Raw genomic sequence first — 25352 nt, 5'->3', positions numbered from 1 at the left:
CAAAAAAGGCAGCCCGAACGGGCTGCAAAACAAAATGAACTCAAAAACACGGTAAGCAACTTTTGTTGCTTGAACTACTTACAACTTAATTGAGGTGCAAAAACTCACATCGGCATGGTGAGTCTTTAAATCGTAGCTATGGTAAAGCTCGAAACATGGGCGGTTATCAACCGTTAACTCTGCGTCTACCACTTGGGTCATCAGCTGCTGCCAGTAAAGCGCATATTGCGATTTATCCGTTACCAGTTTACGCAAGTTGGCATAACTTCCCGCAGGTAAGGTTTGCAACTCGATGCCTGCAGGTGGAGTAACCCCTGCAGGTATAGCCAAGCAAACGTCGGTACGGCATTTATCGGCTGGAGTTAACTCTGGGTTGTCGTGATAAATAAAAATACTCTCACCCTCAGCTAAACCCATTGGTCCCGCCCAGCCATAAAGGCGCTGGCTGGCAACATCGTAACCTTCGCCATAAGGCCCGGTTACCCGAATGTAAGCCAAGTTCTTTTCTTCAAAATGTTCAGTTTTCATGATTTCACTCCTTGTTTGATTTGCAGAGTCATCATATTGCGTGCCGTTTGCTAAAGCGTGTCCATTGTTGCGTAACAGGTGTCCAATCTTGCTGTCTCTTAGCAATTGAGTGTAATGCTCCATGCTTTCACAATTTTTTACTTCGCTAGGGCTTAGTGCAAAGTAGCCTCGAAAAGCCTTAGCTAAGGCTTGCGAGCTAGAAAAACCAAAATCTAAAGCTACTTTGGTGACCGCTTCTTTATGAAAAAATAGCTGGGTGGCGGCTTTCTCAAGTTTTAAGCGGCGAATAAAATCGGCGGGAGTCTCTCCCGTTACCGCTTTAAACACACGGTGAAAATAGTAAGGAGATAAATGCGCCATCTCCGCCACTTCATTCAAATTAAGGTTCTTATCGTAGTTTTTTTCTAAGTAACGAATCACCGGTACAAATTTACGGTGATAATTAGTTTTACTCATTGTGCTCCCTGCTGCTGATCATATAGGGCGAGCTGTTGATAAAGCCAAATAGATGAGTCCACTTGCTCGCCATTGGTAAAACGAATTTGATAAGGTTTACCGCTCAAGGACGACTTGCTAGCAAGCTTGTCGATGAACATTTCGGCGGTCCAGCTCTCTTTATCTGGCGCAAACCAACTGTTTTGCGCGCGCTTTAGCTTCATTCTTAAATGTTCACCCGCTTGCTGAGGATTGTGTTCAGATCCATTGCGAACAAAAGTGAGATCGGCTTGTTCAATGGCTTGTAAAAGGGCTTCAATTCGTTGCTTATGTAGCACCCAATTTGAGTCGCTTGCTGTTTCAGCTAAGGTAAATTGACTAAACATGCACAAACTTAACAACAGTAAACTAACACCGCGTTTAAATAGCACCATCAAAAACACCTTTTATTGTAGGGTTTGCGCCTAGTCTATGACTCATTTCCCTTAAGCTCAAGAAACAAAATAACTGTTGTTAATCGCTGAGTAACTTTAGCCAAGTAGTGTAAACTAAGCGTGGATATTCATTCGAATAATGACTATGATTTTTCATAAATACCAAACAATTAGCTGACGGAGCTGCGTTAAATGCACTATTTCTGGGTACCGTTTTTACCCATGCTAGGAATTATTGTTCCTTTGCTAACCAACAAATTCAGCCGAAGTACTTGTGCACTGGCCACCGCCTTGTTACCTGCGCTTGCACTGGCCTTGATTTTGTTCGACATGCCTGCGGTATTGGGGGGCCAGTTTTTCACCCAAAGTATCGCTTGGATCCCACAGCTAGGGCTTAACCTCTCTTTTCGCCTTGATGGCTTGTCAGTGCTGTTCAGCTTACTGATTTTGGGTATAGGTTTATTGGTTATTTTGTATGCTCGCTACTACTTGAGCGAAAAAGACCACATGGGCCGTTTTTATTGCTACCTAATTATGTTTATGACAGCAATGCTAGGCATTGTGATGTCGAATAACATGTTGCAGCTTTGGTTTTTCTGGGAGTTAACCAGTATAAGCTCCTTCCTGCTCATTAGTTTTTGGTCTCATAGCAGTGACGCAAGAAAAGGCGCTCGCATGGCGCTTACCATTACTGGCGCTGGCGGCTTAGCCCTGTTAGGTGGCATTGTGTTACTGGGTCAAGTTGTCGGTAGCTACGAACTTGATGTGGTATTAAACAGCGGCGAATTAGTACAGCAACACCCTTATTACTTTGCCATTTTGGCCTTGTTTCTATTAGGCGCGTTTACTAAATCGGCACAGTTTCCGTTCCACTTTTGGCTACCACATGCCATGGCAGCCCCTACACCGGTAAGTGCTTATTTACACTCTGCCACTATGGTTAAAGCGGGTATTTTCCTATTAGCACGTTTTTACCCAGTGCTAGCGGGCACCGAAACCTGGTTTGCGGTGGTCTCTCTTACTGGCTTGTTTACGTTGTTATTGGGTGCTTACACAGCACTATTTAAGCACGATTTAAAAGGCTTACTGGCCTATTCAACCATTAGTCACTTGGGTTTAATAGTATTGCTGCTTGGCTTAAATACCCAACTGGCGGCAATTGCTGCGGTATTTCACATTATTAACCACGCCATTTTTAAAGCTTCACTATTTATGGCTGCAGGCATTATCGACCATGAGTCCGGTTCGCGTGATATGCGCAAACTTAATGGTTTATGGAAGTACATGCCAATCACCGCCACGCTGGCTATGGTGGCCTCAGCCTCGATGGCCGGTGTGCCGCTGTTAAATGGTTTTCTTTCCAAAGAAATGTTTTTTGCCGAAACCCTCGACCAAAGCATTTTAGGTTCATTATCTTGGCTTATTCCTGTTCTCGCCACCATTGGTGGTGCGTTTGCAGTAGCTTATTCGTTACGCTTTATTCACGATGTATTTTTCAACGGCGAACCGAAAGGTTTAACCAAAACACCACACGAGCCACCGCGCTACATGCGGGTGCCCGTCGAAATTTTGGTAGCCCTATGTTTGATTGTTGGAATCTTCCCTAATTTCACCATTGGCCCGCTGTTAGACAGTGCCTCGCTGGCAGTATTGAACCACCCATTACCCGAATTTAGTTTAGCTCTTTGGCACGGCTTTAACATTCCATTGCTGATGAGCGGTCTGGCTATTGCTGGCGGATTAGCCATTTATTTAAATCGCAAACCATTGTTTAGGTTTGAAGGCTTGTTCCCTGCGCTGGACGCAAAAATGATATTTGAAGGCGCCATTCAACGCTGCGTAGTATGGGCGCAAAAAGTGAATGGTTATTTAGAGTCTGGATCGTTACAGCGCTACGCATTTTGGCTGTGCTTTTTTGCACTAGCCTTAACGGCACCACCGCTACTGGACTTAGAGACTACTCAAGGCAGCTTGCCAAGCACGCCGCTTAATGGCGCTGTAGTGATTGCCGCAATATTACTGATTGCAGGCTCTCTCGCTACCATCATTTGGAGCCACTACCGGATGATAGCGCTGCTGATGCTATCGCTAGTGGGTTTGGTGGTTTCGATTACCTTCGCCTACTTCTCGGCGCCAGATTTAGCCTTAACCCAGTTATCTGTAGAAGTAGTAACGGTAATCTTACTGTTGTTAGCTTTGTACTTTTTCCCTCAACATACTCCTACCAGCAAAAGCCGCCCCAGCCACTTTGTTCGTGACTTAGCGGTAGCTTCGGCAATTGGTTGTATCGTTGGCAGTATTTGTTTTGCCTTACTGACTCACCCGCTCGATAGCATTTCAGATTTCTTTATTGCTAACGCTAAAACTGGCGGTGGTGGTACCAACGTGGTAAACGTAATTTTGGTTGATTTCCGTGGATTTGATACCTTTGGCGAAATTACCGTTTTGGGTATTGCGGCACTAGGTATTTATAAGCTGATCGCAAGAATGCGTTTATCGATGCGTACTAAAGATCACGATGGCCGCTTATGGGCTAAGGACAAATACCCAATTCTGCTGTCTGTAGTATCACAGAGCTTACTGCCCTTATTCCTATTGGTATCGGCTTACATTTTCATGCGAGGACATAACTTACCTGGTGGTGGCTTTATTGCAGGCCTAATTACCTCGATTGCTTTGATTCAGCAGTATTTGGCTCACGGCGTAGATTGGATGAGCAAGCGAGTAAGTGTTAGTTACCACTACTTTATTGCCATTGGTTTAGTCACCGCAGCAATTACCGGTTTAGGCAGCTGGGCCTTTGGTCGCCCATTCTTAACCTCTTGGTTTGATTACTTCTCACTACCTTGGATAGGCAAGTTTGAGCTTACCAGCGCCTTGGTATTTGATTTAGGCGTGTACTTAACGGTAATCGGCGCAACCTTATTGATTTTGGCTAATCTAGGCAAACTCACTACCAAAGAACGACTCACCGTAGGAGAAAGATAATGGAAGTAGTCTACTCAGTGTGTGTCGGCTTTATGACCGCGTGTGGCATCTTTTTGATGCTACGTGGCCACACTTTTACCCTTGTTATAGGATTAACCTTGTTGTCTTACGCTGTTAACTTATTTTTGTTTGCCAGTGGCGGATTAACCATTGGCGCACCAGCGGTGCTAAATGGCGGAGACAATTACGCCGACCCACTCCCTCAAGCTTTAGTACTAACAGCGATTGTTATTGGATTTGCGATGACCGCTTTCGCCGTTATTTTGGCCATGCGGGGGCGTGCCGATTTGGGTAATGACCATGTTGATGGAGAAGAACCTATAGACCGTTTAGCGCGGGAGGATAAAGCCTAATGAGTTTGTTTGATCATTTAGTTGTTTTCCCTGTTCTTATTCCGTTTTTTGTGGGTGTAGTGTTGCTATTTCCAAGCCTAAGCGCATCGTTAAGCAAACAACGTATTTTCACTATTGCAGCCAATTTATTAATGGTTGTTGTGGCAATAGCCTTGCTTTTAAAAGTGCAACACCAAGGTATTCAAATGTATGCCTTAGGTGATTGGTCGGCGCCCTTTGGTATTGTATTAGTGGCTGATGCCTTTTCAGCATTAATGATTGCTTTGAGCGCCATATTAGGCCTAACTGTCATTTTGTATGCCAGTGCCGGTGAAGATAAAAATGGCGCATTTTTTCATCCATTAATTATGTTCCAACTAATGGGCATTAACGGCGCCTTTCTAACTGGCGATGCGTTCAACCTGTTTGTATTTTTTGAGGTATTGCTGATTGCTTCCTACTCCTTGATGATCCACGGAGGCGGTAAACAAAAAATTCAGGCCAACATCCATTATGTGTTTTTAAACTTAATTGGCTCATCATTATTCTTGTTTGCCTTAGGCACCTTATACGGCACCTTGGGTACCCTTAACTTTGCCGATATGGCTGACAAAATTCCGCAACTGTCACACAGTGAACAGCTAATTACTAAGTCTGGTGCATTACTATTACTTGCCGTGTTTGGTTTGAAAGCAGCAATGCTTCCGCTGCACTTTTGGTTGCCTAAGGCATACTCAAGCACCAGCACCCCAGTAGCTGCACTGTTTGCCATTATGACCAAAGTTGGTATTTACAGTATTTGGCGGATCCACGGAGTAATGTTTGGAGATCAAGCGGGTGAGCTGGCCAATATCGCACTTCCGTGGCTATGGCCAATTGCCCTATTAACCATCGCCATTGGCGCGATATCGGTATTAGCGAGCCAAAGCCTAAGAGTATTGTGTAGCAACTTGGTGATTGTTTCGGTTGGTACTTTGTTGGTTACAATTAGCCTAAATAGCGTACAAGCCAGCACTGCCGGTATTTATTACTTAGTACACAGTACCATCGCTTGTGCTGCGATGTTTTTGCTGGCGGGGCTCATTCAACAACAGCGAGGAAAAGCAGAAGATCGCTTTGTAACAGCGAGAGCGATGCCTCAATCAGCTAAATTAGGCTTTGTATTTGCGCTGCTTGCAATTGGTCTAATCGGCATGCCACCGTTGTCTGGTTTTGTTGGCAAAGCCCTTATCTTGCAATCGGTCACCGATTCCAATCAAATGGCGTGGATATGGTCTTTAATTTTAGGTGCAGGTTTGATTTCGCTAATTGCCTTATCTCGCGCCGGAACCTCTTTGTTTTGGCGCACCAGTGGCGAAAACACCACTGCCTTACAAGGGCACCCCATTCAATATTTGGCCATCGCTATTTTAGTGGGCTTACTGCCTTTAATGGTGGTCTTTGGTGGTCCATTAACCGATTACGCTCAGCTTGCCGCAGAGCAACTCAATGCAGGCTTAAGCCTGCAACAACTTAACGAGGTAGCCAAATGATAAAAACTCAAAAGAAATTTGTTTGGTTTCCAACCCCCTACCACAGCTTACTGTTGTGGTTAGTGTGGCAAATCTTACATGAGTTTAGCCGCGGGCATATGGTACTAGGTGCAATCTTCGCCATTGTAATCCCTTGGATCGTTGCGCCTCTAAGTGAAAAAGAACCGGTTGCTAAAAACCCACTTAAAGTAATCTCTTACACTTTTCGTTTAATTATCGATATTGTTGTTTCGAACTTTGATGTTGCGAAAAGGGTTTTGCAAAGTAACAAGAAGCTTAACCCTGCATTTGTCGCGGTCCCAATTTCTTTTAGCGAACCTTTGCCGTTAACCATTTTTACAAGCAGTGTGTCATTAACTCCAGGGACTTGCAGTGTAGAGTTATCTGACGACAAGCAATGGCTGTATGTGCACGTGCTTCATCTAGAGGATGAGCAAGCGCTAATTACACAAATAAAACAGCGCTATGAAGCCCCACTGAAGGAGATTTTCAAATGTTAGCTTATGCCACTCTCTTTGCTAGCGGCTTAATTTGTATAGCCTTAGCGCTTAATGCTTGGCGCTTAATTATTGGGCCTACCGCGCCTGATCGCATTGTTGCGGTAGACACTATGTATATCAACAGCATCGCCTTAATTATATTGTTAGGTTTGTACCAAGGCTCGGTAAGTTACTACGAAAGCGCATTGCTAATTGCCTTACTAGGCTTTGTTAGTACAGCTGCATTTTGTAAATACTTACTTCGCGGCGACATCATCGAATAGGATTAGCAGATGACCAGTTTATTAGAAATTGTTGTAAGCATTCTGCTTGTACTTGGTGCGGTAGTTATGTTGATTGGCTCAGTTGGTTTAGCCAAGTTGCCAGATTTTTTCACCCGCTTGCACGCCCCAACCAAAGCGAGCACATTGGGTGTCGGCTGCATCTTAATTGCCTCAATGGTTTATTTTAGCTTTGAGTTAGGCAGGGTTAATTTAAAAGAAATACTGATTACCATGTTTTTGCTAATCACTGCGCCTATTGCTGCGCACATGCTAGCTAAAGCCGGTTTGCACTACAAAGTGAAGCTTAAGGACTATACTCATAAGCAACACTTAACCAACAAAGCCTATTTGCATCAAAACCCGAATGACGAGTAATCAACATCCGGCGGCGTTTTTTAACCGCGCCGCCGATAATAACAAACAGGCAATCTTAGAGCAGCTCACCCCAAGGCTAACATCATCGTGGTGTCTGCTTGAGATTGGCTCAGGCACCGGACAACACGCTGCTTTTTTTGCTAAAGCCCTACCCCAGCTTCGTTGGCAGACCTCAGACCAACAAACCAATGACGCAGCCATTCAATATTGGCAAGAGTACATGCTGCTCAGTGAGCAACCGCCGCCGCTTAGCTATCAAGTAGGTAAAGATGTTTGGCCATGTGATTGCGACGCAGTATATACCGCCAATACCGCACACATAATGCCTAAAGAGCTCGTAGAGCTAATGTATTCGAACATCGGTGACAATTTGCCACCTAAAGGACAACTGTTTCACTACGGTCCGTTTAAGCAAGCTGGCCAATACAGTAGCGAGAGTAATCGCGAGTTCGATTTGATGCTGCAAGCTCAAGGCTACGGAGGCCTTCGAGACATTGAGCAATTGCAGGCTTGGGCTGCCAAACATGATTTACATCTCAAAGAGACAATAGCTATGCCAGCTAACAACCTGTTGTTAGTTTGGCAAAAGGCCTAACTTACAAAAACAAAAAAGCCAGTCATAAGACTGGCTTTTTTTATACTCGCACAGTTTACTCTGCGCTAGCAGCTTTATCTTCATTGGTGTAAATCAAGATTGGGTCACTCTCACCTTGAATCACCGTTTGGTCGATAACTACTTTTGAAATATTATCAATCGATGGTAAGTCGTACATTGTATTAAGCAATACTGCTTCTACAATTGAACGCAAGCCACGAGCACCGGTTTTACGTTCCATCGCTTTATGAGCGATAGCACGAAGTGCATCTTCGCGGAACTCTAGCTCAACATCTTCAAGCTTGAACAAAGCACCGTACTGTTTAGTAAGGGCATTTTTAGGTTCGCTTAAAATCTGGATTAATGCGTCTTCATCAAGCTCAGTGAGCGTAGCCACTACAGGCAAACGGCCAATAAACTCAGGAATAAGACCATACTTAACTAGATCTTCTGGCTCAACTTTAGAGAAGGTTTCGCTTAGCGAGTTTTTATCAGCTTCGCCCTTCACTTCAGCCCCGAAACCAATACCGGTTCCGGTAGAAGCACGTTGCTCGATAACCTTATCTAAGCCAGCAAATGCGCCACCACAGATGAATAAGATTTTAGAGGTATCAACCTGTAAAAACTCTTGCTGTGGATGCTTACGTCCGCCTTGAGGAGGAACAGAAGCTACAGTACCTTCAATTAACTTAAGTAAGGCTTGCTGTACACCTTCACCAGAAACATCACGAGTAATTGACGGGTTATCTGATTTACGAGAAATTTTGTCAATTTCATCAATATAAACAATACCGCGTTGCGCTTTATCAACGTCGTAGTCACATTTCTGCAGTAACTTCTGTATGATGTTTTCAACATCTTCGCCCACATAACCGGCTTCGGTTAAGGTGGTAGCATCAGCCATGGTAAACGGTACGTCGAGTAAACGAGCAAGCGTTTCCGCCAGTAGCGTTTTACCACTACCAGTTGGGCCAATAAGAAGGATATTACTCTTACCAAGCTCAATGCCATCAGCCACATCACCGTTACGAAGGCGCTTGTAGTGGTTATAAACCGCAACTGCTAATACTTTCTTGGCGTGATCCTGACCAATTACGTAGTCATCAAGGTGTTCTCTAATTTCCTTAGGAACCGGTAAGGCGTTGCCTTCTTTTTTATTTGGCGATATTTCTTTTATTTCTTCTCGAATGATGTCGTTACATAACTCAACACATTCGTCACAAATATAGACGGAGGGACCGGCAATCAGCTTTCTCACTTCATGCTGGCTTTTACCGCAGAAGGAGCAATACAACAGCTTACTGCTATCTCCATCACCCTTGCGCTTATCTGTCATTCGCTAACCTCAAACTATGTAGCATTCTACGCTTTTATCTACAGTGTAAATCAAACCGCGAAGAATGCTATTTTCTCTATGCTCTATCTGTACAGACCGTGAATTGGAACTAATTATTCACGACGCGCAAAGATATCATCGACGATACCGTATTCTTTAGCCTGTTCAGCTGTCATATAGTTATCGCGATCAGTGTCTGCAGCGATAGTATCAAAACTTTGACCAGTATGCTCGGCCAACAACTCGTTCATGCGACGTTTTGTTTTAATAATTTCGTTAGCGTGAATTTCAATGTCAGATGCTTGACCTTGATAACCGCCTAGTGGCTGGTGAATCATCACTTTGGCGTTTGGTAAACAATAACGTTTGCCTTTAGCGCCACCAGCCAATAAAAATGCGCCCATGCTTGCTGCCATACCCATACATACGGTACTAATTTTAGGCTTAATAAACTGCATGGTGTCGTAAATCGCCATACCAGCGCTAATTGAACCGCCTGGCGAGTTAATGTAAATGAAGATGTCTTTCTCTGGGTTCTCAGATTCTAAAAATAACAACTGAGCAACCACTAGGTTGGCCATGTGGTCTTCCACTTGACCAGTTAAGAAAATAACTCGGTCTTTTAATAGACGAGAATAAATATCATAAGAGCGTTCCCCTTTAGAGGTTTGCTCAATAACCATTGGCACCAAAGCCGCCATGGGGTCGAATGCAGACTGATTAACTTCTTTAGACATTGATGCGCTCTTCCTTAAAAAAAATGGCTCGTATGTAGTACATACGAGCCATTATATGCGAGATAAAGGTGGCTAAGTCAAATTAGACCTTAGTTTGCACCTTGCTTGTTCATAATTTCATCAAAAGCTACTTCTTTTTCAGTCACTTTTGCTTTACCAAGCACAAATTCAATCGCTTGCTCTTCTAAAACTACGTTACGAACGTTATTCATCAACTCTTCGTTTTTCGCGTAGTAGTCAAGAACTTCAGTTGGATCTTCGTAAGCAGAAGCGAAAGAAGCAATGTGCTCTTTAACTTTCTCATCATCAGCTTCTAGTTCGTTAACTTTGATTAACTCACCTAATAGAAGACCGGTGCGAACGCGACGTTGTGCTTGCTCAGTGAATAGCTCATCTGGAAGCTCTGGAGCATTTTGTGCGTTTTCGCCAAAACGTTGCATTGCTTGCTTACGAAGTTGCTCAACTTCTTGAGAAACTAGAGCAGCTGGTACGTCAATTTCGTTTTGCTCGATAAGACCAGCTAAAACTTGCTCTTTAACACCCGCTTTTAGCGTTTGCTCAAGTTCACGTTCCATGTTCTTACGGATTTCAGCTTTAAGTGCATCTAGTTCACCAGACTCTACACCGAACAATTTAACGAACTCTTCGTTAACTTCAGCTAGTTCAGGCTTTTCAACTTTGTTGATTTTGATATCAAAAGTTGCAGCTTTACCTTTTAGGTTCTCTGCGTGGTAATCTTCTGGGAAGTTAACTTCAATAGTGAACTCTTCGCCAGTTTTCTTACCCATGATGCCGTCTTCAAAACCAGGAATCATACGGCCAGCGCCCATAGCTAGGTCGAAACCTTCAGCTTTGCCGCCTTCAAATTCTTCACCGTCGATTTTACCTAAGAAGTCTAGGTTTACGCGGAATTCGTTTTTGATCATGCCCTTGGTTTCTTTCCAAGTAGCTTGCTGCTTGCGCAACGTGTCGATCATGTTGTCAACGTCTTTATCGTTAACGGTAGCAGTTTTCTTTTCTACTTCGATTGCGTCTAGACCAGCAACTTCTACTTCTGGGAAGATTTCGAAAGTAGCGCTAAAGCTGAACTCGCCATCTTTAGAATCACCAGGCTGAAGTGCTGGAGCACCTGCTGGGTTTAGCTTCTCTTGCATGATAGCTTCGTAGAATGAACGCTGCATTGCTTGACCAGTTACATCGTGGCGAATAGCTGCACCGTAACGTTTCTTGATTACGCTTACTGGCACTTTACCAGGGCGGAAACCGTCGATGCGAGCGCGACGTGATTCTTGCTTAAGCGCTTGCTCAATTTGCTGTTCGATTTGCGTAGCGTCAATCGAAATCGTAACACGACGCTCCAAGCCCTGAGTTGTTTCTACTGAAACCTGCATTTTATTACCTCGGCTATAGTCAGCACCCTGCTGACAATTTACTTACGTAAACAATGGGAATTTAGCGGTTCGCATTGGCGAACTAGCTGTCCTTAGTTAAGGACCCATAATTTCAAAACGCCGCATTATAGCCATGGTTTTCGCCAAGGTCGAGACTGATTGCTAGATAATCGCAGATATCGCGTAAATATTTGCTGCTACGCATACCTGTTTGGCGATTTTCACTACATTAAGCTCAAAGCTCCCCCTCAAAAAGCAGGTCTTTGTTGATATAACGCTCGCTTATAATTAGCGCACCCGCACAAAAATAGACCAATGACTCTACAAAGCTAGGCAAGCGATAAGCAAACTTTTATACTTCGCCGAAAACGGATGCGGTAAAAATGTTTAGGGATTAATGAAAAACCAAGGCTTTACGTTAATAGAACTGGTTGTAGTGATTATCGTGATCGGTATTCTTGCGGTTACTGCTGCACCTAAGTTACTAAATCTATCCAGTGATGCCCGAATAAAAACCATTGAACAAATCAGCGTTAGTGTAAAAGCAGCCAACGACCTCCTCACCCTTAAATCCTACATGCCAAGTTATGTGTCGCAACAGGTGCCTAATCGCGATGACTTAATCGACGTAGACATGGATGGAGATGGTACTTTTGATGTATTTAACCCCGATAGTCCTGACGTAAGGCTAAAATGGCGATACCTTGATAATACCGACATTACTAAACGCATCGACATTGATGATGTTTTTGTTTTACAAGAGCAAGGCATCGCGTTCACTTATCTGGGCTACGACAGAAACGGTAATGGCCAAGTCACTGACGACAACTGCTATTTTCAATATACCCAAGCCAGTAACGCAACCACACCTCCGCAATACCAGCTAGTCGACGACGGTTGCTAAAAAGCCCCTAAGGCGGGGCTTTTGCTAAATGCATTAACGACCGACTAAAGAAATGGGTAACTAACGCCTACTTGAGCCAGAATCTCATCCATTACTCGTTGGGTGCCTAGGGTGTCTTGCCAAGTATTTAACTGGCTTTGCAACATCCCCTGACGAATGCAACTCATCGCTTCACTTGCTTGATATTCGAAACCGCTGGCTAAGTACGGCAGCTCTAATAGCTCTGGGCGCTTATCGAATAAATGAAGCTCTACTTTGTTGCTATCCCAAAAATACGCTGGCACAACAATTTTGCCTTTATCACCATAAATGCAAAAACTGTTTTCGGTATAGCTTTGGAAAGAACAAGTAAATTGGCTAGCTGCACCACCATAGTTAAGGATAACGCTACAACGCTCGTCAACACCTGTAGGACCAACTAGGCCATCGGCTAAAACCTTACTAGGGTGTCTGCCCATCACAAACTGCGATAAAGCAACGTTATACACTCCGTAGTCAAGTAGCACCCCGCCCGCTAAATCTACATTAAGTAAGCGATCACTTTCATCTCTTGGAATGGGAAACGCAAAGCTAGATTGCAGCAACTTAATGTCACCAATCATGTTTTGATTTAGCCAACGCTTCACCTGCTGCCACACTGGCAAATAGCGGCTCCACATAGCTTCCATTAAAAACACTTGGTGCTGTTCTGCCAACGCCATAAGTTGTTCGGCTTGCGCGGCATTCACCGTTAAGGGCTTTTCACACAACACAGGCTTACCCGCTAAAATACAAGCCCGAATAGTTTCGTAATGAAAGCGATGGGGGTTGGCGATATATACTGCATCAACCTTTGGATCGGCGAGTAATTCGTCGTAACGTAAATAGCTGGTAGCAGCCCCAAAATCCTTAGCAAAAGCTTTGCCCCGCTGCTCATTGGAGCTTGCCACTGCATACAGTTTGGCGTCTTCTATGGCGCTTAAGCCCTCGGCAAAACGCCGAGCAATACGGCCTGGAGCAATAATGCCCCAGTTAAAGGTTTTTCTTCGCATTGTTGATTTAACCTTTTACCGCACCACTGGTGAGCCCAGAAATCATTTGCCTAGAGGCAAACAAGTAAAAGGTCACAATCGGCAAAATGGAAATGGTAGTTCCCAACATCACCGCGCCCCATGGAGTATTTGGCAAACCTTGAACGGTTCGCAGAGCAAGTGTTACCACATACTTATCTTGGCTAGACAAAATCACCAAAGGTCCTAGGAAGTTATTCCAGAAGAAAACAAATTGCACAATGGCAACTGTTCCCAATACTGGTTTCATCAGCGGTAATGCAATGCGAAAATAAATTGACCACTCACCCGCTCCATCAATTCGTGCGGATTCAATCAACTCTCGAGGGATAGAACTCACCACATATTGGCGCACCAAGAATATCGCAAAGGGCGTAGCGGTAAACGGCAACCACAAGGCAACATGAGTATTTAATAAACCCAAAAACTGCACAATCATGTAGTAAGGAATCAAACCTAAGATAGGCGGTACCATCATGGAGGCTACCATGGTTCCAAATATAAAGTTCTTACCTCTAAACTTGTAGATTGCAAAGGTATAGCCGCCCATAGAACAAAACAAGATAGACACCACCGTCCCCAAGCCAGTGACATAAAAACTATTCAGCATTGAAGTCCAAAACGGCAAGGTATCAACCAAAGATTGATAGTTCTCAAACAGTGCATTGCCTAGCGCCAAGCTAAGCTCTGAAGAAAAAATCTCAGTTCGGGTACGAGTCGATAAAATGCTCGACCAAATAAACGGGAATATACTTAAAAAAGCACACAACACTAAAAAGACATAAAAACCAATAGTGCCCACTACCCCAAAAATTTGGGCGGCTAATTCTCCGCCTTTGGTTTGCTGCCTACGACGACGAGGCAGAGTAGAATTTGCGAATATATTCATGAATGGCTCCCTAATCCTTTGCGGCCAAAGAATAAGAACTGCACCGCCGTTACTGCTGCAATGATTAAAAACAATAACCACGACATTGCCGATGCCCAGCCCATGTCTAGCCATTCCCAAGCAACTTTATAAAGAAACATAGAAATCGTTAAGCCAGAGTTACCAATGCCTCCGGTACCGTTAGTTAGAATGAACGGTTCTTCGAACATTTGTAAGCTACCGATAATGGTTAAAGTGACCCCAAAGAAGATAAATGGGCGTAAATGAGGCAAGGCGATATACCAGAAACGTTGACGGAAGTTTGCACCATCTAGCAAAGCTGCTTCTTCCACTTCTTTAGAAATGGTTAAGATCCCTGAGATGTAAATCACCAAGTGAAAACCGGTGTATTTCCAAAATTGTAAAAAGGCAATGGCAGGTTTAATCAACAAACGATCTTCTAGCCAGCGCAAGGGCATTAAGTCGTTTAACCAGCCAAAGATGTAACCCAAACCAGGTGCGTTAGCTAGTGCTACCAAAGCTTTGTTAATTATTCCTACATTTGCCGAGTACATGTTTACAAAAATCAGGCTCACCGCAACGGTAGAGGTGATAAACGGTAAAAAGAAGGCTGAGGTCATAAAGTGGCGAAACTTGCTCCCAAGGTTCACCAGCAAATAAGCCATTGGAATTGCCACTAAGTGTTGGCTTATCCCAGAGGCTAATCCCAGCCAAATGGTGTTATATAAAGAACGGTAAAAGTCTTCGTCTTCTAAAGAAAACGTGTAGTTTTCGATGCCGACAAAGCGCATTGAATCTAAACCAGCAACCGGGTTCCATTGGTGAAACGACAAATACAAAGAAAAGGCGAAACCAAAAACCTGAAAAACCAAGAATAGAATGATGAACGGCATTAAAAAACCGTAAGGGGCGAACACTTGGCCTAACTTGGCAAACGAGCGTTTGCGTGCAGACCTAGCCTTCTTATCGCCCTCTACCTCGGAAAGAGGTGCGGATGCGTGAGAACTGCTCATGTTACTTACTCATATTGTGGTGAACTGAGCGACGACAGTCGCCCAGTAATTAGAAAGAAACGGTGAAGCTTACAAACTACGCATGCGGCGTTTTATTTGTTTCTCGGCATCAGCCAAGGCTTCTTTCACATCTTTGCCTTCTTCTACTACCGCTGGTAACGCTTGCTCTAAAATAATCGCGCGGGCGATGTTATCGGCTTTAGAAGGTTTAATTGGCTTAATGTTTTCAGCAATTTCTGTCCACAATAGGCGAGCTTTCTGGCCACCTAAGAAAGGCATTTCTTCTTGGAACATTGGCGCGTCGTAAGAACTTTTTAATGCAGGGAAAGCAGCATTGGTTTTAAATTCGTACAACACGATGTCGCGGTTTTTAGTTAAGTATTCAACTAATTTGTAGGCTTCTTCTTTGTTCTTGCTTTGCTCAGGGATCGCTAAGAAGGTCCCACCCCATGAACCGTAATTACCCGCAGGTAAACCACTTACGCCCCACTTACCGCCTGTATCAGGCGCAATCCAAGACTCTAGGAAACCCGCTAACCAAGCTCCCGAAAATTGAATGGCGAAGTTGGCGTTTTTCAAGCCTTCGAACCACTCAGAGCTCCAGTCACCAATACGCGCATCAAGGCCTTTTTCACGCGCCATTTTGGCGTAAGTAAAGGCTTTAACAAAACGTTCGTTAGTTACAATTGGGTTATCGTCTTTATCGAAGTAAATACTATTACCCGCTTCTACTTCGGTATTGATGATTGCTTGAGCGATAGAGCCAGCATGACCCACTAACGGAACACCTTTAGCTTTTAGCTCTTCGCCCCAAGCCATTAATGCATCCCAATCCTTAGTGACTGCCTCTGGGTTAAATCCTTTATCTTGCATGTGCTCACGGCGGTAATACATTACACCTGGGCCAACGTTTAGCGGCAATGCGTATTGCTCGCCATCAGCGCCTTTACCCTGTACCCAAGCAAATGGAGCAAATTTGTTTTCGTCCTGAACAGCGTTAAAAGCTTTGCTCATGTTGGCAAAGCCGCCTTGGTTAACAATGGCGCCAATCTTTTCTACATCGATACATACCACATCGCCAGCACCATCGCCGGTAGCTAGAGCCGTGGTCAGTTTGTTGTGGTGGTCAACCCAGTTGTTAGACAGTACTTCAACTTTAATGCCTGGGTTGGCTTTGTAAAAGTCGTCAATCTTTTCTACGGCGGTTTTATCGTGGTTTGGCCAACAATCATAACGAATGGTTGTTTCTGCCTGTGCCGCCACGGCTGTGCCTGCTATAACTAGCGCTAAACTAAGCTTTTTGAGTTCCATTATTCAAATCCTTATGGGCGTCACTCAAACTGCTCAATTAGCACAGTAGGAGTGAACAACTAGATTGTTTTAACGGATTCGCGCTCCATCAGTTGAACATCAACCTCTAGGGCTAAATCCAATTCTTCCTGTGCAATCAAACTTAACGCGCGTTTCGCAGCTAAGTTGCCGATACTTGCAACAGGTATCCTCATTGAGCTCATTTTGGGTTTAAGGAATTCATTCAGTGGCACATCCTCAAAACCGATCACTGAGACATCTTCAGGTACCGACAGCCCGGCATGATTAAGCGCTTGAATTCCGCCAATCGCCATTTCGTCGTTACCATAAAAGACGGCGCTAAAGTGATGTTTAGCCGCTAACAACTTTTCAGTTGCTAGCTTTCCGCCAGGGACTTGAAAGTTAGATTCCAATACCAGCTCAGGACGATAAGGAATTGCGAATTCCTCTAAAGCCTTGCGGTAACCGGTTAATCTATCTCTCGCGTCTTGATTACTTAAAGGTCCGGTGATGGTGGCAATATCACTATGCCCGTTAGCAATCAGGTGCTTGGTAGCCTGGTAAGCTCCACTGGTGTCGTCGAAGCGTATACACTGGCTATCCAATTCTTCAATAAAGCGGGAAATCAACACTACTGGGCTTCCAGCTTGGTTAATCTTGATAATTTCTTCGTCCGACAAACAATCGGAATACACGATAATCGCGTCACATTGGCGCGAGACCATAAATTCCATGGCTACCCGCTCAGACTCATAAGTGCCATGCCCGCTAGTTACCATGCATTGATACCCAGCTTTGGTGAGAACTTCTTCCACCTCGCACATGATGCTGCCAAAAAAGAAACCGCCTAAAGAGCGCACCATTAAACCAACACTTTGCGAACGCCCTTTTGCCAAGGCTTGAGAGAAATAGTTGGGCGCAAAACCCAACTCATCCATGGCTTGGTTGACTCGCTCTCGCAACTCTGGCTTCACGCCAGGGTAATCGTTTAATACCCGTGATACTGACGCACGAGATACCTTCGCCCTCGCGGCTACATCTTTAATGGTAACTTTCTTGTTATTCACAACGCTCTCCGTAAGCGGTTTCACAGCTAGCTCTAATAAGACCTTTATTTTCAGTCACTAGCAATTGCAGAACCAATTTCTATGGGTTTTGTCGTGAAAAATGTTAACGCTATCACTGTCGCTCTTCTACTACTTTGTTGCTGCCAAAGTGGTAACGCATATTCCGGTAGACACAAATGTCAGTAATATCTAAAGGCGTGCCTTTAGGAACTGCGCGATAATTAGTCGATATACGATTTCCACCATGGATGGGCAGTACTCGATGCCAAGTATGGCCATGTAAGAAAATCAGGCTGCCTTTTTTGGGGCGCAGCACTAATTGCCCTGGTAACTCGCTCTCTGGGTCTCCAATCGGGATTTCGCCACGCAAATGAGAGCGAGGCACCACAACTACTTCACCACCTATGTCTTGGCGAATGTCCGAGGTGTAGATGAGGCGATTAATATTGAAACGCTTAGGGTCATCGGGGTCGCAGTCTTGATGCCAGGCCTGCCCTACCGTACCTTGTTTAGAAAACATCACCATGCAGTAAAGTGTTTGGCTGTCTTCGCCTAACACGGCTTTTGAAAGAGCTTTGAAGTAAGGGTGCTGATCAACCTCGTTAAACAACAAGCAACCTTCATTTTGCGGAAACCAAGGAATCACTTCGGTTTTGGCACGATCTAAAAATTCATTGGTATGCCAAAATTCTGGATCTACACCATAGTGCTCATTAATAGCATTGGTCATTTGGTTCATTAGCTGCATTGAAAAGAAGTCTTCAATAAGTAAGTAGCCATCTCGCCAGAACTGATCACTAAGTGCCTTAAGATCCATTTCTTCTCCAGTTTACTTTATTCCCTTAACCCAGAATCCGATTAAAAAACACAAGATGAAACCGGTTCCTGAAACTGGTTTCAGAATATTATTGATTATGAAAACAAACAAGTAATCTAAAAGAGAAATGAGATCTTGATCAGTAATAATTAACTTAGCCTTAACATTTATTTGAAGCTAGTTAAGGCAAAAAAAAGCCCGCAGTCTATGCGGGCAAACAAAGGCTATGCAATTGCTAATATAGCCAAGGAAGAGGAATGAAATAGATTCGACTAAGGCACCTCCTATTGTTGAATAAATTCGAACCAGTCAATGTTTCCTGGCGTGTTATAGTCACCACTTGCAGTAAATTCGATGGTAAGTAAGTGCTCACCTTGAGTTAGCGTTATTTCCTCAAGACTCACTACTTGGTAGGTTTCCCAACTCTTAGTTGCCGGAATGTTCACTTGTTCGATGAGTGTTTCGCCATTTAATAGCACTTTGAAAGAGCCGGCTTTTTCCCCACCATGCCCCAGCCTAAAGTTAGCGGTATAAGTGCCTGTTTCGGCCACGCTAACCGAGTAATTCAACCACTCACCTTTGGCTGTCCAGCCAACTACGAAGCTTTCGGTCTCGGGATCTTTGCCAATATCAACAAGTTCATTTTCACGGAAGCGGATGCCCCATTCGTTCGCACCGTGGTTTATGCCCGAACTATCTTTATAAGCTACACCCTCGCCTCCTTTATCGTACTCTTGTGCTTGAATACGACCAGGAATTGCAGCAGGTTTATCGTGAAATGGGCTTGATTTAACCACCTTGGCTATTTCTGGTTTAACGGCTGTAGCTGCCGTTATTGCAACACTGGCTTCAGTCCAACCACTCAATTGATCAAAGCTGCCATCTTCTTGGCGATAAATATACTTACCGTTGTCTAAGCGATTAAAGAACTGTTGCTTAATGTATGGATTAACTTGCACTCTGGCATCACCCCATATGCCATCTTTACAGGTTAAGCCAAGCTTAACAGCGCGGGTGTTTTTAATGTCGCAACTCCAGCCAGCAAATGACTCCCAATGCATGTTAATGTAAGACACTGCGCGAATTGATTGCTGATGACGTTCCAGAAAATCAAAGAACGGCTCATACCAATCTTGCCAAATTTGCTCGCCACTAACTTTTTGTAAGTTATTCACCGTGGTATCTGCATCGGGTTTGTACTCGCCACGTTCAATCCAATAGTATTTAGGGCTAGCTTCAGCAACAAAGATAGGTTTATCTTTTGCATTTAAGTAAGCGATGATGTTGTCCAAAGCTAAACTATTGCCTTGCTCGTCAACATCACTCAAGGAGCCAAAAGCACTCGGCAAACCACCAGCGGCATTTTTAGCTGTATCACTTAGGCAATCACGAGGTTGGGAAAAATATGAAAGCCCCAGCCAATCAACATGCTCATCGCCTGGGTACCAGGCGTCATAATCTAAGCCCTTAAAACTGTTCTGAGTTTCGGTAAACACCGAGTTGTCCATAGATGCGCAATAGCCAGCAATTTGCCAAACAGTAGTAATATTTTGCGCGTCATTCTTGGCAATAGCAGCAGTGATAACCTTCCAAGCAGCTTTAAACTCTTCTGGGTGATAGTTATTCCAATAACCATCAACTTCATAGCCAATTCTGAGCATAATTGGCCTATTCAAACCCTTTAGATGTTTTACTAAACGGTGTACATTATTGACGCTAGGTGGGTGCCCCTCTGCTAACTTCTTATAGGTGTTTTTTAGCCACAAACCTATCGCCAATGTAGCGTTTGGGTAATCCTCAGCATAAGCAGGAATATCCAAAGACCCATGCGACTCAGGAAAAGCATTAAGCACACCGGTTAAATCGGCCGAGGCGTAAGCGGTAACAGCAGCAGGCTGCACTCCTGTGTCAGCAACAAACTCATTAATAGTTTGTATGTCTTGGCCAATAAACATTAAGGTTTTACCCTGCGGAGGCAAAAACTGATGACGCTTGTACGATGTTACATCTAGATTAGGCTCAACCTTACTGGTTGCTCCGCACCCACCTAACAACGCCGCTAGAGAAACACCCAGTATTGCCGAGGTAGTTGTCCTTTTCTTCATATATCGCTCTTCCATAAAGTTCTCGTAATAACGCTTTTACTTTACCACTCAAACTAATTAAAACCGTGAACTCAAACACACAAATGAAACCGGTTTCATTTGAATGTTACTTAAAAGTAAAATCATTGAACTATAAATAAAGGAGCTAGCTTTTGTGGTAGAAAGTGAGAAGGCAGTTGCTAATTTCAGATTGTCATTGGAAATTTAATAAATATAAAACAGATGCTTATATTAAAAACACAGAATAAGCACCACTCGGCAATGCCATAGGTAGCAAACAAACAAGGTCATTTCGAGCAACAGTCTAAAGCCTAACGCTTAGCCACTAGACCTAAAATATCATCGCTCTACTATTCATTTGCGCTCGCACCAAACAAGAAGTTAATACTTTGTTATTCACGCTTTTGAAAATCACATTTGCTCGTGATTGTTACAAGCGATCTGGAATTGCGTGGTAATGAATAAGCCCCCACAATAAACCATTAACCATAAGTCATTGATTAAATTAATTAAGATATCCATTAGAAAACTGTACAGGTGATGCATAATCTAATTAGCAAGCTAAAAACCGCCCTACATCACATGTTAACGCTACCATTCAAAATCGCTTATTTTTGCCCTAACGCTCCGCAGCTTTAACAAAAATTTACTTTTGCTTATGAATTTTAAAAATCGAAATAGAATTGTGATCCACACACCATTGAAACCGGTATCATTGTGACGAATCTCAAAATAAAACCGGTTTCATATCCCTATAATCGAATCGTCTTTTGGCAAAACAGCGATGTTTAAGGAAGCCCAATGAAGACATACGGAAATATATTTAGGGAGTTAAATTAAAATGAAAATTAAAGCACTATCTGTTGCATGTTCAATGGCACTTGCAGCTAGCGCAGTTAGCACAACTGTTGCAGCTGAAGAAGGATTCGAATTCCACGGATACTTCCGCTCTGGCGCGCTCTTTACTGGCTCAACTGGCGGCAACCAAGCACTTTACCCTGCATCTAAAGAAAGCTTAGGTCGCTTAGGTATTGAAAGTGATGACTTCTACGAGCTAGCGTTTAACAAAACGTGGGCCCTAGACAACGGTCAAAAAATTGCTATCAAAACGCGTTTAGGTCAGCACAACACTGGCGAAGATGCATTTGAAGCTCAGCAGAACTACTCGATTAACGGCTCAGCTACTGGCTTACTAGAGGGGTTTGTAGAGTTTGAAGGCTTAACAAACACCGGCAAAATGTGGAGTGGTCAGCGCTACTACGGCCGTGATAACTACATCTTCATGACTGACTTTTTCTACACAGATTGGTCGGGCACGGGTTTAGGTGTTCAGCAAATGGAATTAGGCGGCGGAAAGTGGGATTTTGCTTACTTAGCAAGTAACCGCCCCGATGACAACGGCTATGGCAGCGACGAAAGCGCCCCACTTCACTTAGGTCACGCTCGTGCCGATTACGGCAACTGGCGCGTAGAGTTAGTGGGTAAATACATGGCTGACAACGTGTCTCGCAGTGATGACGGAAATGGCAATATTACTGTTTCTGAGTTTGCCACTAATGGTATTGAAGCGCATGTTCAATACACACCAAAAGACTTCTTCTGGTTGGGCAATGGTTTCTCAAAAATCTCTGTTCAAGCCGGTTCAGGCCTAGGTGCTAGTAGCATGCTTGGTAAGTCATTCACTAACTACAACGGCTATGCGCCTGGCAGCGCTGGTAAAGGCCCTGTTGGCATGGCTCACGTAGATAAAGGCGATAAATCTTACCGCGCTTTAGCTTATGGTGGCTGGTTTGGCAGCAGCGTTATGATCTTCCCGTCTGTACAAATGCAGTATGACGATTTAGATAATGGCAATAAGAGCTTATGGTGGTCAGCAATGGCTCGCCCGGTGTTCTTGATTAACTCTATCGACAATTTCACTATTGCAACTGAATTTGGTTACACAGAAACAGACGTAGAAGGCTCAGGCGGTAACACTTTGTTTGAATCTTCACAGTACAAAGCAACCATAGCTCCTACTTGGGTAATTGGTACTGGTACTGGCCCTGCTCCTGAGATCCGCTTGTTAGCAAGTTACATCGACGGTAAGACAAATGGCCAAGATAATACCAATGCAAATGGTGAGCAAAAAGGTGAGTTTGTTTACGGTGTTCAAGCGGACATGTGGTGGTAGAAACGAGCCCTTAGGAAGAAGTGATTGGAGTTAGTGTGGCACCAACTTCAAACACTCCGGTAAAACTTCGGGTGATGACGAAGCTTTACTAACCCTAATAGGCAAGGTGAAATATTTGTGGCGAATACTCACCTTGCCTACTTTACGCTAAGTCTTTGTGAATTAGCAATAACTTAGTCAACAAACAGCAACAAGATAAAACAAAAACAACAATTAAAGGTGAAGGCAATAATCTTTGCTTAGCAACAAGGAAGATATGATGAAAAAGTTACTAGTAATAACTATGGTTGCGTTAACAGCGGCCTGTAGTAGTAATAAGAGTATGATTATTGATTATGGTGCTGCCGACGCAAAATCCGTACAGAAAATAGATCCCAGCATTGGTTACCAAGCCTTAGAGCAAGCGCCTGTGTGTTGCTCTAACTTGTCACAGCTCAATTACCAAAAAATATCGGCGCCAGGTAAAGTTGACTTTACCCTCACTACTCAAGATCCCGCTTTTCAGTTCAGAACAGGTAAATCCTTTGTTAAAGCAGTTGAATTACCAGAAGTAAATGGCCCCATTAAGGTTGCGGTATCTTCCCCCATTGTTACCAGTGTTTTTGCTCCTACCCTATTAGTACTCGACAAAAACTTCGATCCCATTGATGTTTACGGGGAAGAAACTATCAATTACGAGAACGGCTCGCTATTAAGTATTGACCGTTTTTTTGGCAATGTGGAATTACCCGCAGTGTTTCGAGATGGGAGACAAGCTAAGTACCTAGTGGTGCTTACAACAGACCAAGCGATGCAACAAACCACTAAACTCGACCCACCCGATCCAAAAGCAGTGGAGTTAGGTAGAGAGGCCGATGTAGTAAAAATGTACAGTAACCAGCCCATTGCACACACAGCTACCGGTGTATTCCGCTTAGCCTTCGATTACGCACCAGGGGCAGCTAGCTCAGCGAATGACATGGTAGAACAGCAAAGCTCTGCAGACGCATTAATTTCAGAGCCTGCTGCAGCCAGCACTGCAAGCGCTGTTGCGGTAAGTTCAGCAAAAACCAAGACCAGCCCTATACAACCAGAAACCGAAGCAATGTTTAATCAACTTATCGAAAATGCGGTAAAAGCCAGTGACTTTGATAAAGCGTTAAGCTTTGTGGAAGAAGCAGAGCGTGCAGGTTCAACCTCAGCCCGCGATGCTTTAGTTGAAGCAATGAAAAAACATCACTAGCGATAACTTTAAACTTTACATCAGAAGAGAGCTACGGCTCTCTTTTGTATTTGGAGGTGTGTTAAGTCGAGCACACTACAAACACAAACATTCAGATTTTAATAAACGTAAAATACAAAATAGCCTCGTCATTACTTACGAGGCTTTAAGTAGTGGTCGATCATGAGCCAAGCTTAACAACCGAACTCCTGACACCAACACTCAAAATTCAATAACACTAAATACAAAAAAGCCCCGTCATCGCTGACGAGGCTTTATGTAGTGATCGATGATGAGCCAAGCTTAATAGGCGAACTCCCGACACCAACACTCAAAATTCAATAAACACCAAATACAAAAAAGCCCCGTCATTGCTGACGGGGCTTCATGTAGTGGTCGATGATGAGCCAAGCTTAATAGGCGAACTCCCGACACCAACACTCAAAATTCAATAAACACCAAATACAAAAAAGCCCCGTCATTGCTGACGAGGCTTCATGTAGTGGTCGGTGATGAGAGATTCGAACTCCCGACCCTCTGGTCCCAAACCAGATGCGCTACCAAGCTGCGCTAATCACCGAAAACTGACTGGTATTTTTTAAGCGTTACCTACGCTTACACCAATAATGGTGCGGAAGGAGAGACTTGAACTCTCACACCTTGCGATACTAGAACCTAAATCTAGCGCGTCTACCAATTCCGCCACTTCCGCAAAACTATTTTCGCAACATTGCTATGGCAATGTAGTCGAATAATGGGGTGAGTAATGGGATTTGAACCCACGACAACCGGAATCACAATCCGGGGCTCTACCAACTGAGCTATACCCACCACAAACTTTTATGCTACTAGAGCATGTATTTGGCGCACCCTGTAGGACTCGAACCTACTACCTACGGCTTAGAAGGCCGTTGCTCTATCCAGATGAGCTAAGGGCGCATCTTTAGCGTCAAATAACCCAGTGTAAACACTAGGCTTCAAAAATTTGGTCGGTGATGAGAGATTCGAACTCCCGACCCTCTGGTCCCAAACCAGATGCGCTACCAAGCTGCGCTAATCACCGATTGCTTTGATATTCTAGAAGGTTATACCCTCTGGTCCCGCTCTTTATGAGCTTCGCGACGATGCGCTATCAAACTACGCTAATCACCGATTTGTTTAAAGCACTGATTGTGCCCTTCAACGGAGGCGAATACTACCCACTTGATTGGTCAGCGTCAAACAGTTTTTTACTGATATTTACCGATTGGTTACAGCATAGCCAAAATGGGTGAATTTCAACAATATCTAGTGCTATTTATCAGCAAACAAACGTCATGTGCCAATCAACAAGCTTTGCACCTACTGGTTTGTAACGTAGGCACTGTTTATTTGGAT

At 43.9% G+C, this 25352-nt stretch carries 23 protein-coding genes and 5 tRNA genes; 11 read left to right on the top strand and 17 right to left on the bottom strand.

Features of this window, described 5'->3' with window-relative positions; all coding sequences use genetic code 11:
- Positions 1 to 78: 78 nt before the first annotated feature.
- A complete protein-coding gene (locus LQZ07_RS10215) occupies positions 79 to 984 on the bottom strand; it encodes a GyrI-like domain-containing protein (protein WP_152786046.1) in 906 nt (301 codons plus the stop codon).
- On the bottom strand, positions 981 to 1397 hold the full coding sequence (locus LQZ07_RS10210; protein WP_152786044.1) for a DUF5329 domain-containing protein: 417 nt from the start codon (positions 1395 to 1397) through the stop codon (positions 981 to 983). Before LQZ07_RS10210 ends, LQZ07_RS10215 begins: the two co-directional genes overlap by 4 nt.
- A gap of 192 nt (positions 1398 to 1589) precedes the next feature.
- Here LQZ07_RS10210 and LQZ07_RS10205 point away from each other — a divergent pair, with 192 nt between their 5' ends.
- The 7 genes from LQZ07_RS10205 to LQZ07_RS10175 are packed head-to-tail and all read left to right on the top strand — an operon-like array spanning position 1590 to position 7982.
- Entirely contained in the window at positions 1590 to 4385 is a 2796-nt protein-coding gene (locus LQZ07_RS10205) for a monovalent cation/H+ antiporter subunit A (RefSeq protein ID WP_152786042.1), read from the top strand.
- Entirely contained in the window at positions 4385 to 4738 is a 354-nt protein-coding gene (locus LQZ07_RS10200; protein ID WP_016400656.1) for a Na+/H+ antiporter subunit C, read from the top strand. Before LQZ07_RS10205 ends, LQZ07_RS10200 begins: the two co-directional genes overlap by 1 nt.
- Positions 4738 to 6249 carry a monovalent cation/H+ antiporter subunit D gene (locus LQZ07_RS10195; protein WP_152786040.1) on the top strand — a complete coding sequence of 504 codons (1512 nt, stop codon included), beginning with the start codon at positions 4738 to 4740 and terminating at the stop codon, positions 6247 to 6249. Before LQZ07_RS10200 ends, LQZ07_RS10195 begins: the two co-directional genes overlap by 1 nt.
- Positions 6246 to 6749 carry a Na+/H+ antiporter subunit E gene (locus LQZ07_RS10190; RefSeq protein ID WP_016400658.1) on the top strand — a complete coding sequence of 168 codons (504 nt, stop codon included), beginning with the start codon at positions 6246 to 6248 and terminating at the stop codon, positions 6747 to 6749. Before LQZ07_RS10195 ends, LQZ07_RS10190 begins: the two co-directional genes overlap by 4 nt.
- The gene (locus tag LQZ07_RS10185; protein WP_016400659.1) at positions 6743 to 7012 is read left to right on the top strand and encodes a K+/H+ antiporter subunit F; all 270 of its coding nucleotides are present in this window, start codon (positions 6743 to 6745) and stop codon (positions 7010 to 7012) included. The genes LQZ07_RS10190 and LQZ07_RS10185 overlap by 7 nt, the downstream gene beginning before the upstream one ends.
- A gap of 9 nt (positions 7013 to 7021) precedes the next feature.
- The gene (locus LQZ07_RS10180) at positions 7022 to 7387 is read left to right on the top strand and encodes a Na+/H+ antiporter subunit G (RefSeq protein WP_152786038.1); all 366 of its coding nucleotides are present in this window, start codon (positions 7022 to 7024) and stop codon (positions 7385 to 7387) included.
- On the top strand, positions 7377 to 7982 hold the full coding sequence (locus tag LQZ07_RS10175) for a DUF938 domain-containing protein (protein WP_152786036.1): 606 nt from the start codon (positions 7377 to 7379) through the stop codon (positions 7980 to 7982). Before LQZ07_RS10180 ends, LQZ07_RS10175 begins: the two co-directional genes overlap by 11 nt.
- A 55-nt stretch (positions 7983 to 8037) precedes the next feature.
- Here LQZ07_RS10175 and clpX read toward each other — a convergent pair whose 3' ends face one another.
- The 3 genes from clpX to tig all read right to left on the bottom strand — a co-directional run bounded on the left by clpX (position 8038) and on the right by tig (position 11446).
- Positions 8038 to 9318: an ATP-dependent protease ATP-binding subunit ClpX gene (gene clpX / locus LQZ07_RS10170; protein WP_016400662.1), complete on the bottom strand. Its 1281-nt coding sequence runs from the start codon at positions 9316 to 9318 to the stop codon at positions 8038 to 8040.
- Between the two features lie 113 nt (positions 9319 to 9431).
- On the bottom strand, positions 9432 to 10055 hold the full coding sequence (gene clpP / locus LQZ07_RS10165; RefSeq protein WP_016400663.1) for an ATP-dependent Clp endopeptidase proteolytic subunit ClpP: 624 nt from the start codon (positions 10053 to 10055) through the stop codon (positions 9432 to 9434).
- A gap of 89 nt (positions 10056 to 10144) precedes the next feature.
- Complete coding sequence (gene tig / locus LQZ07_RS10160; RefSeq protein ID WP_152786034.1) at positions 10145 to 11446, bottom strand: trigger factor; 1302 nt, start codon at positions 11444 to 11446, stop codon at positions 10145 to 10147.
- 397 nt (positions 11447 to 11843) lie between these two features.
- Here tig and LQZ07_RS10155 point away from each other — a divergent pair, with 397 nt between their 5' ends.
- Positions 11844 to 12350 (top strand): prepilin-type N-terminal cleavage/methylation domain-containing protein, encoded by a 507-nt coding sequence (locus LQZ07_RS10155; RefSeq protein WP_152786031.1) that lies wholly within the window; start codon positions 11844 to 11846, stop codon positions 12348 to 12350.
- A gap of 44 nt (positions 12351 to 12394) precedes the next feature.
- On the opposite strand, the gene LQZ07_RS10150 is transcribed toward LQZ07_RS10155, so the two are convergent.
- The 7 genes from LQZ07_RS10150 to LQZ07_RS10120 all read right to left on the bottom strand — a co-directional run bounded on the left by LQZ07_RS10150 (position 12395) and on the right by LQZ07_RS10120 (position 20601).
- A complete protein-coding gene (locus LQZ07_RS10150) occupies positions 12395 to 13381 on the bottom strand; it encodes a Gfo/Idh/MocA family protein (RefSeq protein ID WP_152786029.1) in 987 nt (328 codons plus the stop codon).
- A gap of 7 nt (positions 13382 to 13388) precedes the next feature.
- On the bottom strand, positions 13389 to 14288 hold the full coding sequence (locus tag LQZ07_RS10145; protein ID WP_152786027.1) for a carbohydrate ABC transporter permease: 900 nt from the start codon (positions 14286 to 14288) through the stop codon (positions 13389 to 13391).
- Complete coding sequence (locus LQZ07_RS10140; RefSeq protein ID WP_040306892.1) at positions 14285 to 15301, bottom strand: carbohydrate ABC transporter permease; 1017 nt, start codon at positions 15299 to 15301, stop codon at positions 14285 to 14287. Before LQZ07_RS10140 ends, LQZ07_RS10145 begins: the two co-directional genes overlap by 4 nt.
- Before the next feature lie 69 nt (positions 15302 to 15370).
- Entirely contained in the window at positions 15371 to 16612 is a 1242-nt protein-coding gene (locus LQZ07_RS10135; protein ID WP_152786025.1) for an ABC transporter substrate-binding protein, read from the bottom strand.
- A gap of 59 nt (positions 16613 to 16671) precedes the next feature.
- Positions 16672 to 17679, bottom strand: coding sequence for a LacI family DNA-binding transcriptional regulator (locus LQZ07_RS10130; RefSeq protein ID WP_152786023.1), 1008 nt, complete (start codon positions 17677 to 17679; stop codon positions 16672 to 16674).
- Positions 17680 to 17791: 112 nt separating this feature from the next.
- Positions 17792 to 18496 carry a phytanoyl-CoA dioxygenase family protein gene (locus LQZ07_RS10125; RefSeq protein WP_152786021.1) on the bottom strand — a complete coding sequence of 235 codons (705 nt, stop codon included), beginning with the start codon at positions 18494 to 18496 and terminating at the stop codon, positions 17792 to 17794.
- Positions 18497 to 18780: 284 nt separating this feature from the next.
- Positions 18781 to 20601, bottom strand: a complete 1821-nt coding sequence (locus tag LQZ07_RS10120; RefSeq protein ID WP_194164233.1) for a carbohydrate-binding protein — start codon at positions 20599 to 20601, stop codon at positions 18781 to 18783.
- A gap of 841 nt (positions 20602 to 21442) precedes the next feature.
- Between LQZ07_RS10120 and LQZ07_RS10115 the strand changes: the two genes are divergently transcribed.
- Positions 21443 to 22774, top strand: coding sequence for a carbohydrate porin (locus LQZ07_RS10115; RefSeq protein ID WP_152786017.1), 1332 nt, complete (start codon positions 21443 to 21445; stop codon positions 22772 to 22774).
- Between the two features lie 259 nt (positions 22775 to 23033).
- A complete protein-coding gene (locus LQZ07_RS10110) occupies positions 23034 to 23996 on the top strand; it encodes a MalM family protein (RefSeq protein ID WP_152786015.1) in 963 nt (320 codons plus the stop codon).
- 482 nt (positions 23997 to 24478) lie between these two features.
- Here the strand turns inward: LQZ07_RS10110 and LQZ07_RS10105 are convergent.
- From LQZ07_RS10105 to LQZ07_RS10085, 5 genes are all read right to left on the bottom strand, one after another.
- Positions 24479 to 24555 (bottom strand) — tRNA-Pro (locus LQZ07_RS10105).
- A gap of 47 nt (positions 24556 to 24602) precedes the next feature.
- Positions 24603 to 24687, bottom strand: a tRNA-Leu gene (locus tag LQZ07_RS10100).
- A gap of 43 nt (positions 24688 to 24730) precedes the next feature.
- Positions 24731 to 24806 (bottom strand) — tRNA-His (locus tag LQZ07_RS10095).
- Positions 24807 to 24837: 31 nt separating this feature from the next.
- Positions 24838 to 24914: transfer RNA gene (locus LQZ07_RS10090), tRNA-Arg, on the bottom strand.
- Positions 24915 to 24961: 47 nt separating this feature from the next.
- Positions 24962 to 25038, bottom strand: a tRNA-Pro gene (locus LQZ07_RS10085).
- 46 nt (positions 25039 to 25084) lie between these two features.
- On the opposite strand from LQZ07_RS10085, the gene LQZ07_RS10080 reads away from it, so the two are divergent.
- Positions 25085 to 25249: a hypothetical protein gene (locus tag LQZ07_RS10080; RefSeq protein WP_194164232.1), complete on the top strand. Its 165-nt coding sequence runs from the start codon at positions 25085 to 25087 to the stop codon at positions 25247 to 25249.
- The last annotated feature ends 103 nt before the right edge of the window (positions 25250 to 25352 follow it).

This window comes from Agarivorans sp. B2Z047, assembly GCF_023373605.1.
Taxonomy (GTDB): domain Bacteria; phylum Pseudomonadota; class Gammaproteobacteria; order Enterobacterales; family Celerinatantimonadaceae; genus Agarivorans; species Agarivorans albus.
Note: the sequence above shows the minus strand (reverse complement) of the source record. Positions and strands in the feature narration are given on the sequence as shown.

What these genes read in the sequence shown, in the direction of transcription:
- LQZ07_RS10215 (WP_152786046.1), bottom strand. Translation starts at nt 984, where the DNA reads ATGAGTAAAACTAATTATCACCGTAAATTTGTACCGGTGATTCGTTAC.
- LQZ07_RS10210 (WP_152786044.1), bottom strand. Translation starts at nt 1,397, where the DNA reads ATGGTGCTATTTAAACGCGGTGTTAGTTTACTGTTGTTAAGTTTGTGC.
- LQZ07_RS10205 (WP_152786042.1), top strand. Translation starts at nt 1,590, where the DNA reads ATGCACTATTTCTGGGTACCGTTTTTACCCATGCTAGGAATTATTGTT.
- LQZ07_RS10200 (WP_016400656.1), top strand. Translation starts at nt 4,385, where the DNA reads ATGGAAGTAGTCTACTCAGTGTGTGTCGGCTTTATGACCGCGTGTGGC.
- LQZ07_RS10195 (WP_152786040.1), top strand. Translation starts at nt 4,738, where the DNA reads ATGAGTTTGTTTGATCATTTAGTTGTTTTCCCTGTTCTTATTCCGTTT.
- LQZ07_RS10190 (WP_016400658.1), top strand. Translation starts at nt 6,246, where the DNA reads ATGATAAAAACTCAAAAGAAATTTGTTTGGTTTCCAACCCCCTACCAC.
- LQZ07_RS10185 (WP_016400659.1), top strand. Translation starts at nt 6,743, where the DNA reads ATGTTAGCTTATGCCACTCTCTTTGCTAGCGGCTTAATTTGTATAGCC.
- LQZ07_RS10180 (WP_152786038.1), top strand. Translation starts at nt 7,022, where the DNA reads ATGACCAGTTTATTAGAAATTGTTGTAAGCATTCTGCTTGTACTTGGT.
- LQZ07_RS10175 (WP_152786036.1), top strand. Translation starts at nt 7,377, where the DNA reads ATGACGAGTAATCAACATCCGGCGGCGTTTTTTAACCGCGCCGCCGAT.
- clpX (WP_016400662.1), bottom strand. Translation starts at nt 9,318, where the DNA reads ATGACAGATAAGCGCAAGGGTGATGGAGATAGCAGTAAGCTGTTGTAT.
- clpP (WP_016400663.1), bottom strand. Translation starts at nt 10,055, where the DNA reads ATGTCTAAAGAAGTTAATCAGTCTGCATTCGACCCCATGGCGGCTTTG.
- tig (WP_152786034.1), bottom strand. Translation starts at nt 11,446, where the DNA reads ATGCAGGTTTCAGTAGAAACAACTCAGGGCTTGGAGCGTCGTGTTACG.
- LQZ07_RS10155 (WP_152786031.1), top strand. Translation starts at nt 11,844, where the DNA reads ATGAAAAACCAAGGCTTTACGTTAATAGAACTGGTTGTAGTGATTATC.
- LQZ07_RS10150 (WP_152786029.1), bottom strand. Translation starts at nt 13,381, where the DNA reads ATGCGAAGAAAAACCTTTAACTGGGGCATTATTGCTCCAGGCCGTATT.
- LQZ07_RS10145 (WP_152786027.1), bottom strand. Translation starts at nt 14,288, where the DNA reads ATGAATATATTCGCAAATTCTACTCTGCCTCGTCGTCGTAGGCAGCAA.
- LQZ07_RS10140 (WP_040306892.1), bottom strand. Translation starts at nt 15,301, where the DNA reads ATGAGCAGTTCTCACGCATCCGCACCTCTTTCCGAGGTAGAGGGCGAT.
- LQZ07_RS10135 (WP_152786025.1), bottom strand. Translation starts at nt 16,612, where the DNA reads ATGGAACTCAAAAAGCTTAGTTTAGCGCTAGTTATAGCAGGCACAGCC.
- LQZ07_RS10125 (WP_152786021.1), bottom strand. Translation starts at nt 18,496, where the DNA reads ATGGATCTTAAGGCACTTAGTGATCAGTTCTGGCGAGATGGCTACTTA.
- LQZ07_RS10120 (WP_194164233.1), bottom strand. Translation starts at nt 20,601, where the DNA reads ATGAAGAAAAGGACAACTACCTCGGCAATACTGGGTGTTTCTCTAGCG.
- LQZ07_RS10115 (WP_152786017.1), top strand. Translation starts at nt 21,443, where the DNA reads ATGAAAATTAAAGCACTATCTGTTGCATGTTCAATGGCACTTGCAGCT.
- LQZ07_RS10110 (WP_152786015.1), top strand. Translation starts at nt 23,034, where the DNA reads ATGAAAAAGTTACTAGTAATAACTATGGTTGCGTTAACAGCGGCCTGT.
- LQZ07_RS10080 (WP_194164232.1), top strand. Translation starts at nt 25,085, where the DNA reads ATGAGCTTCGCGACGATGCGCTATCAAACTACGCTAATCACCGATTTG.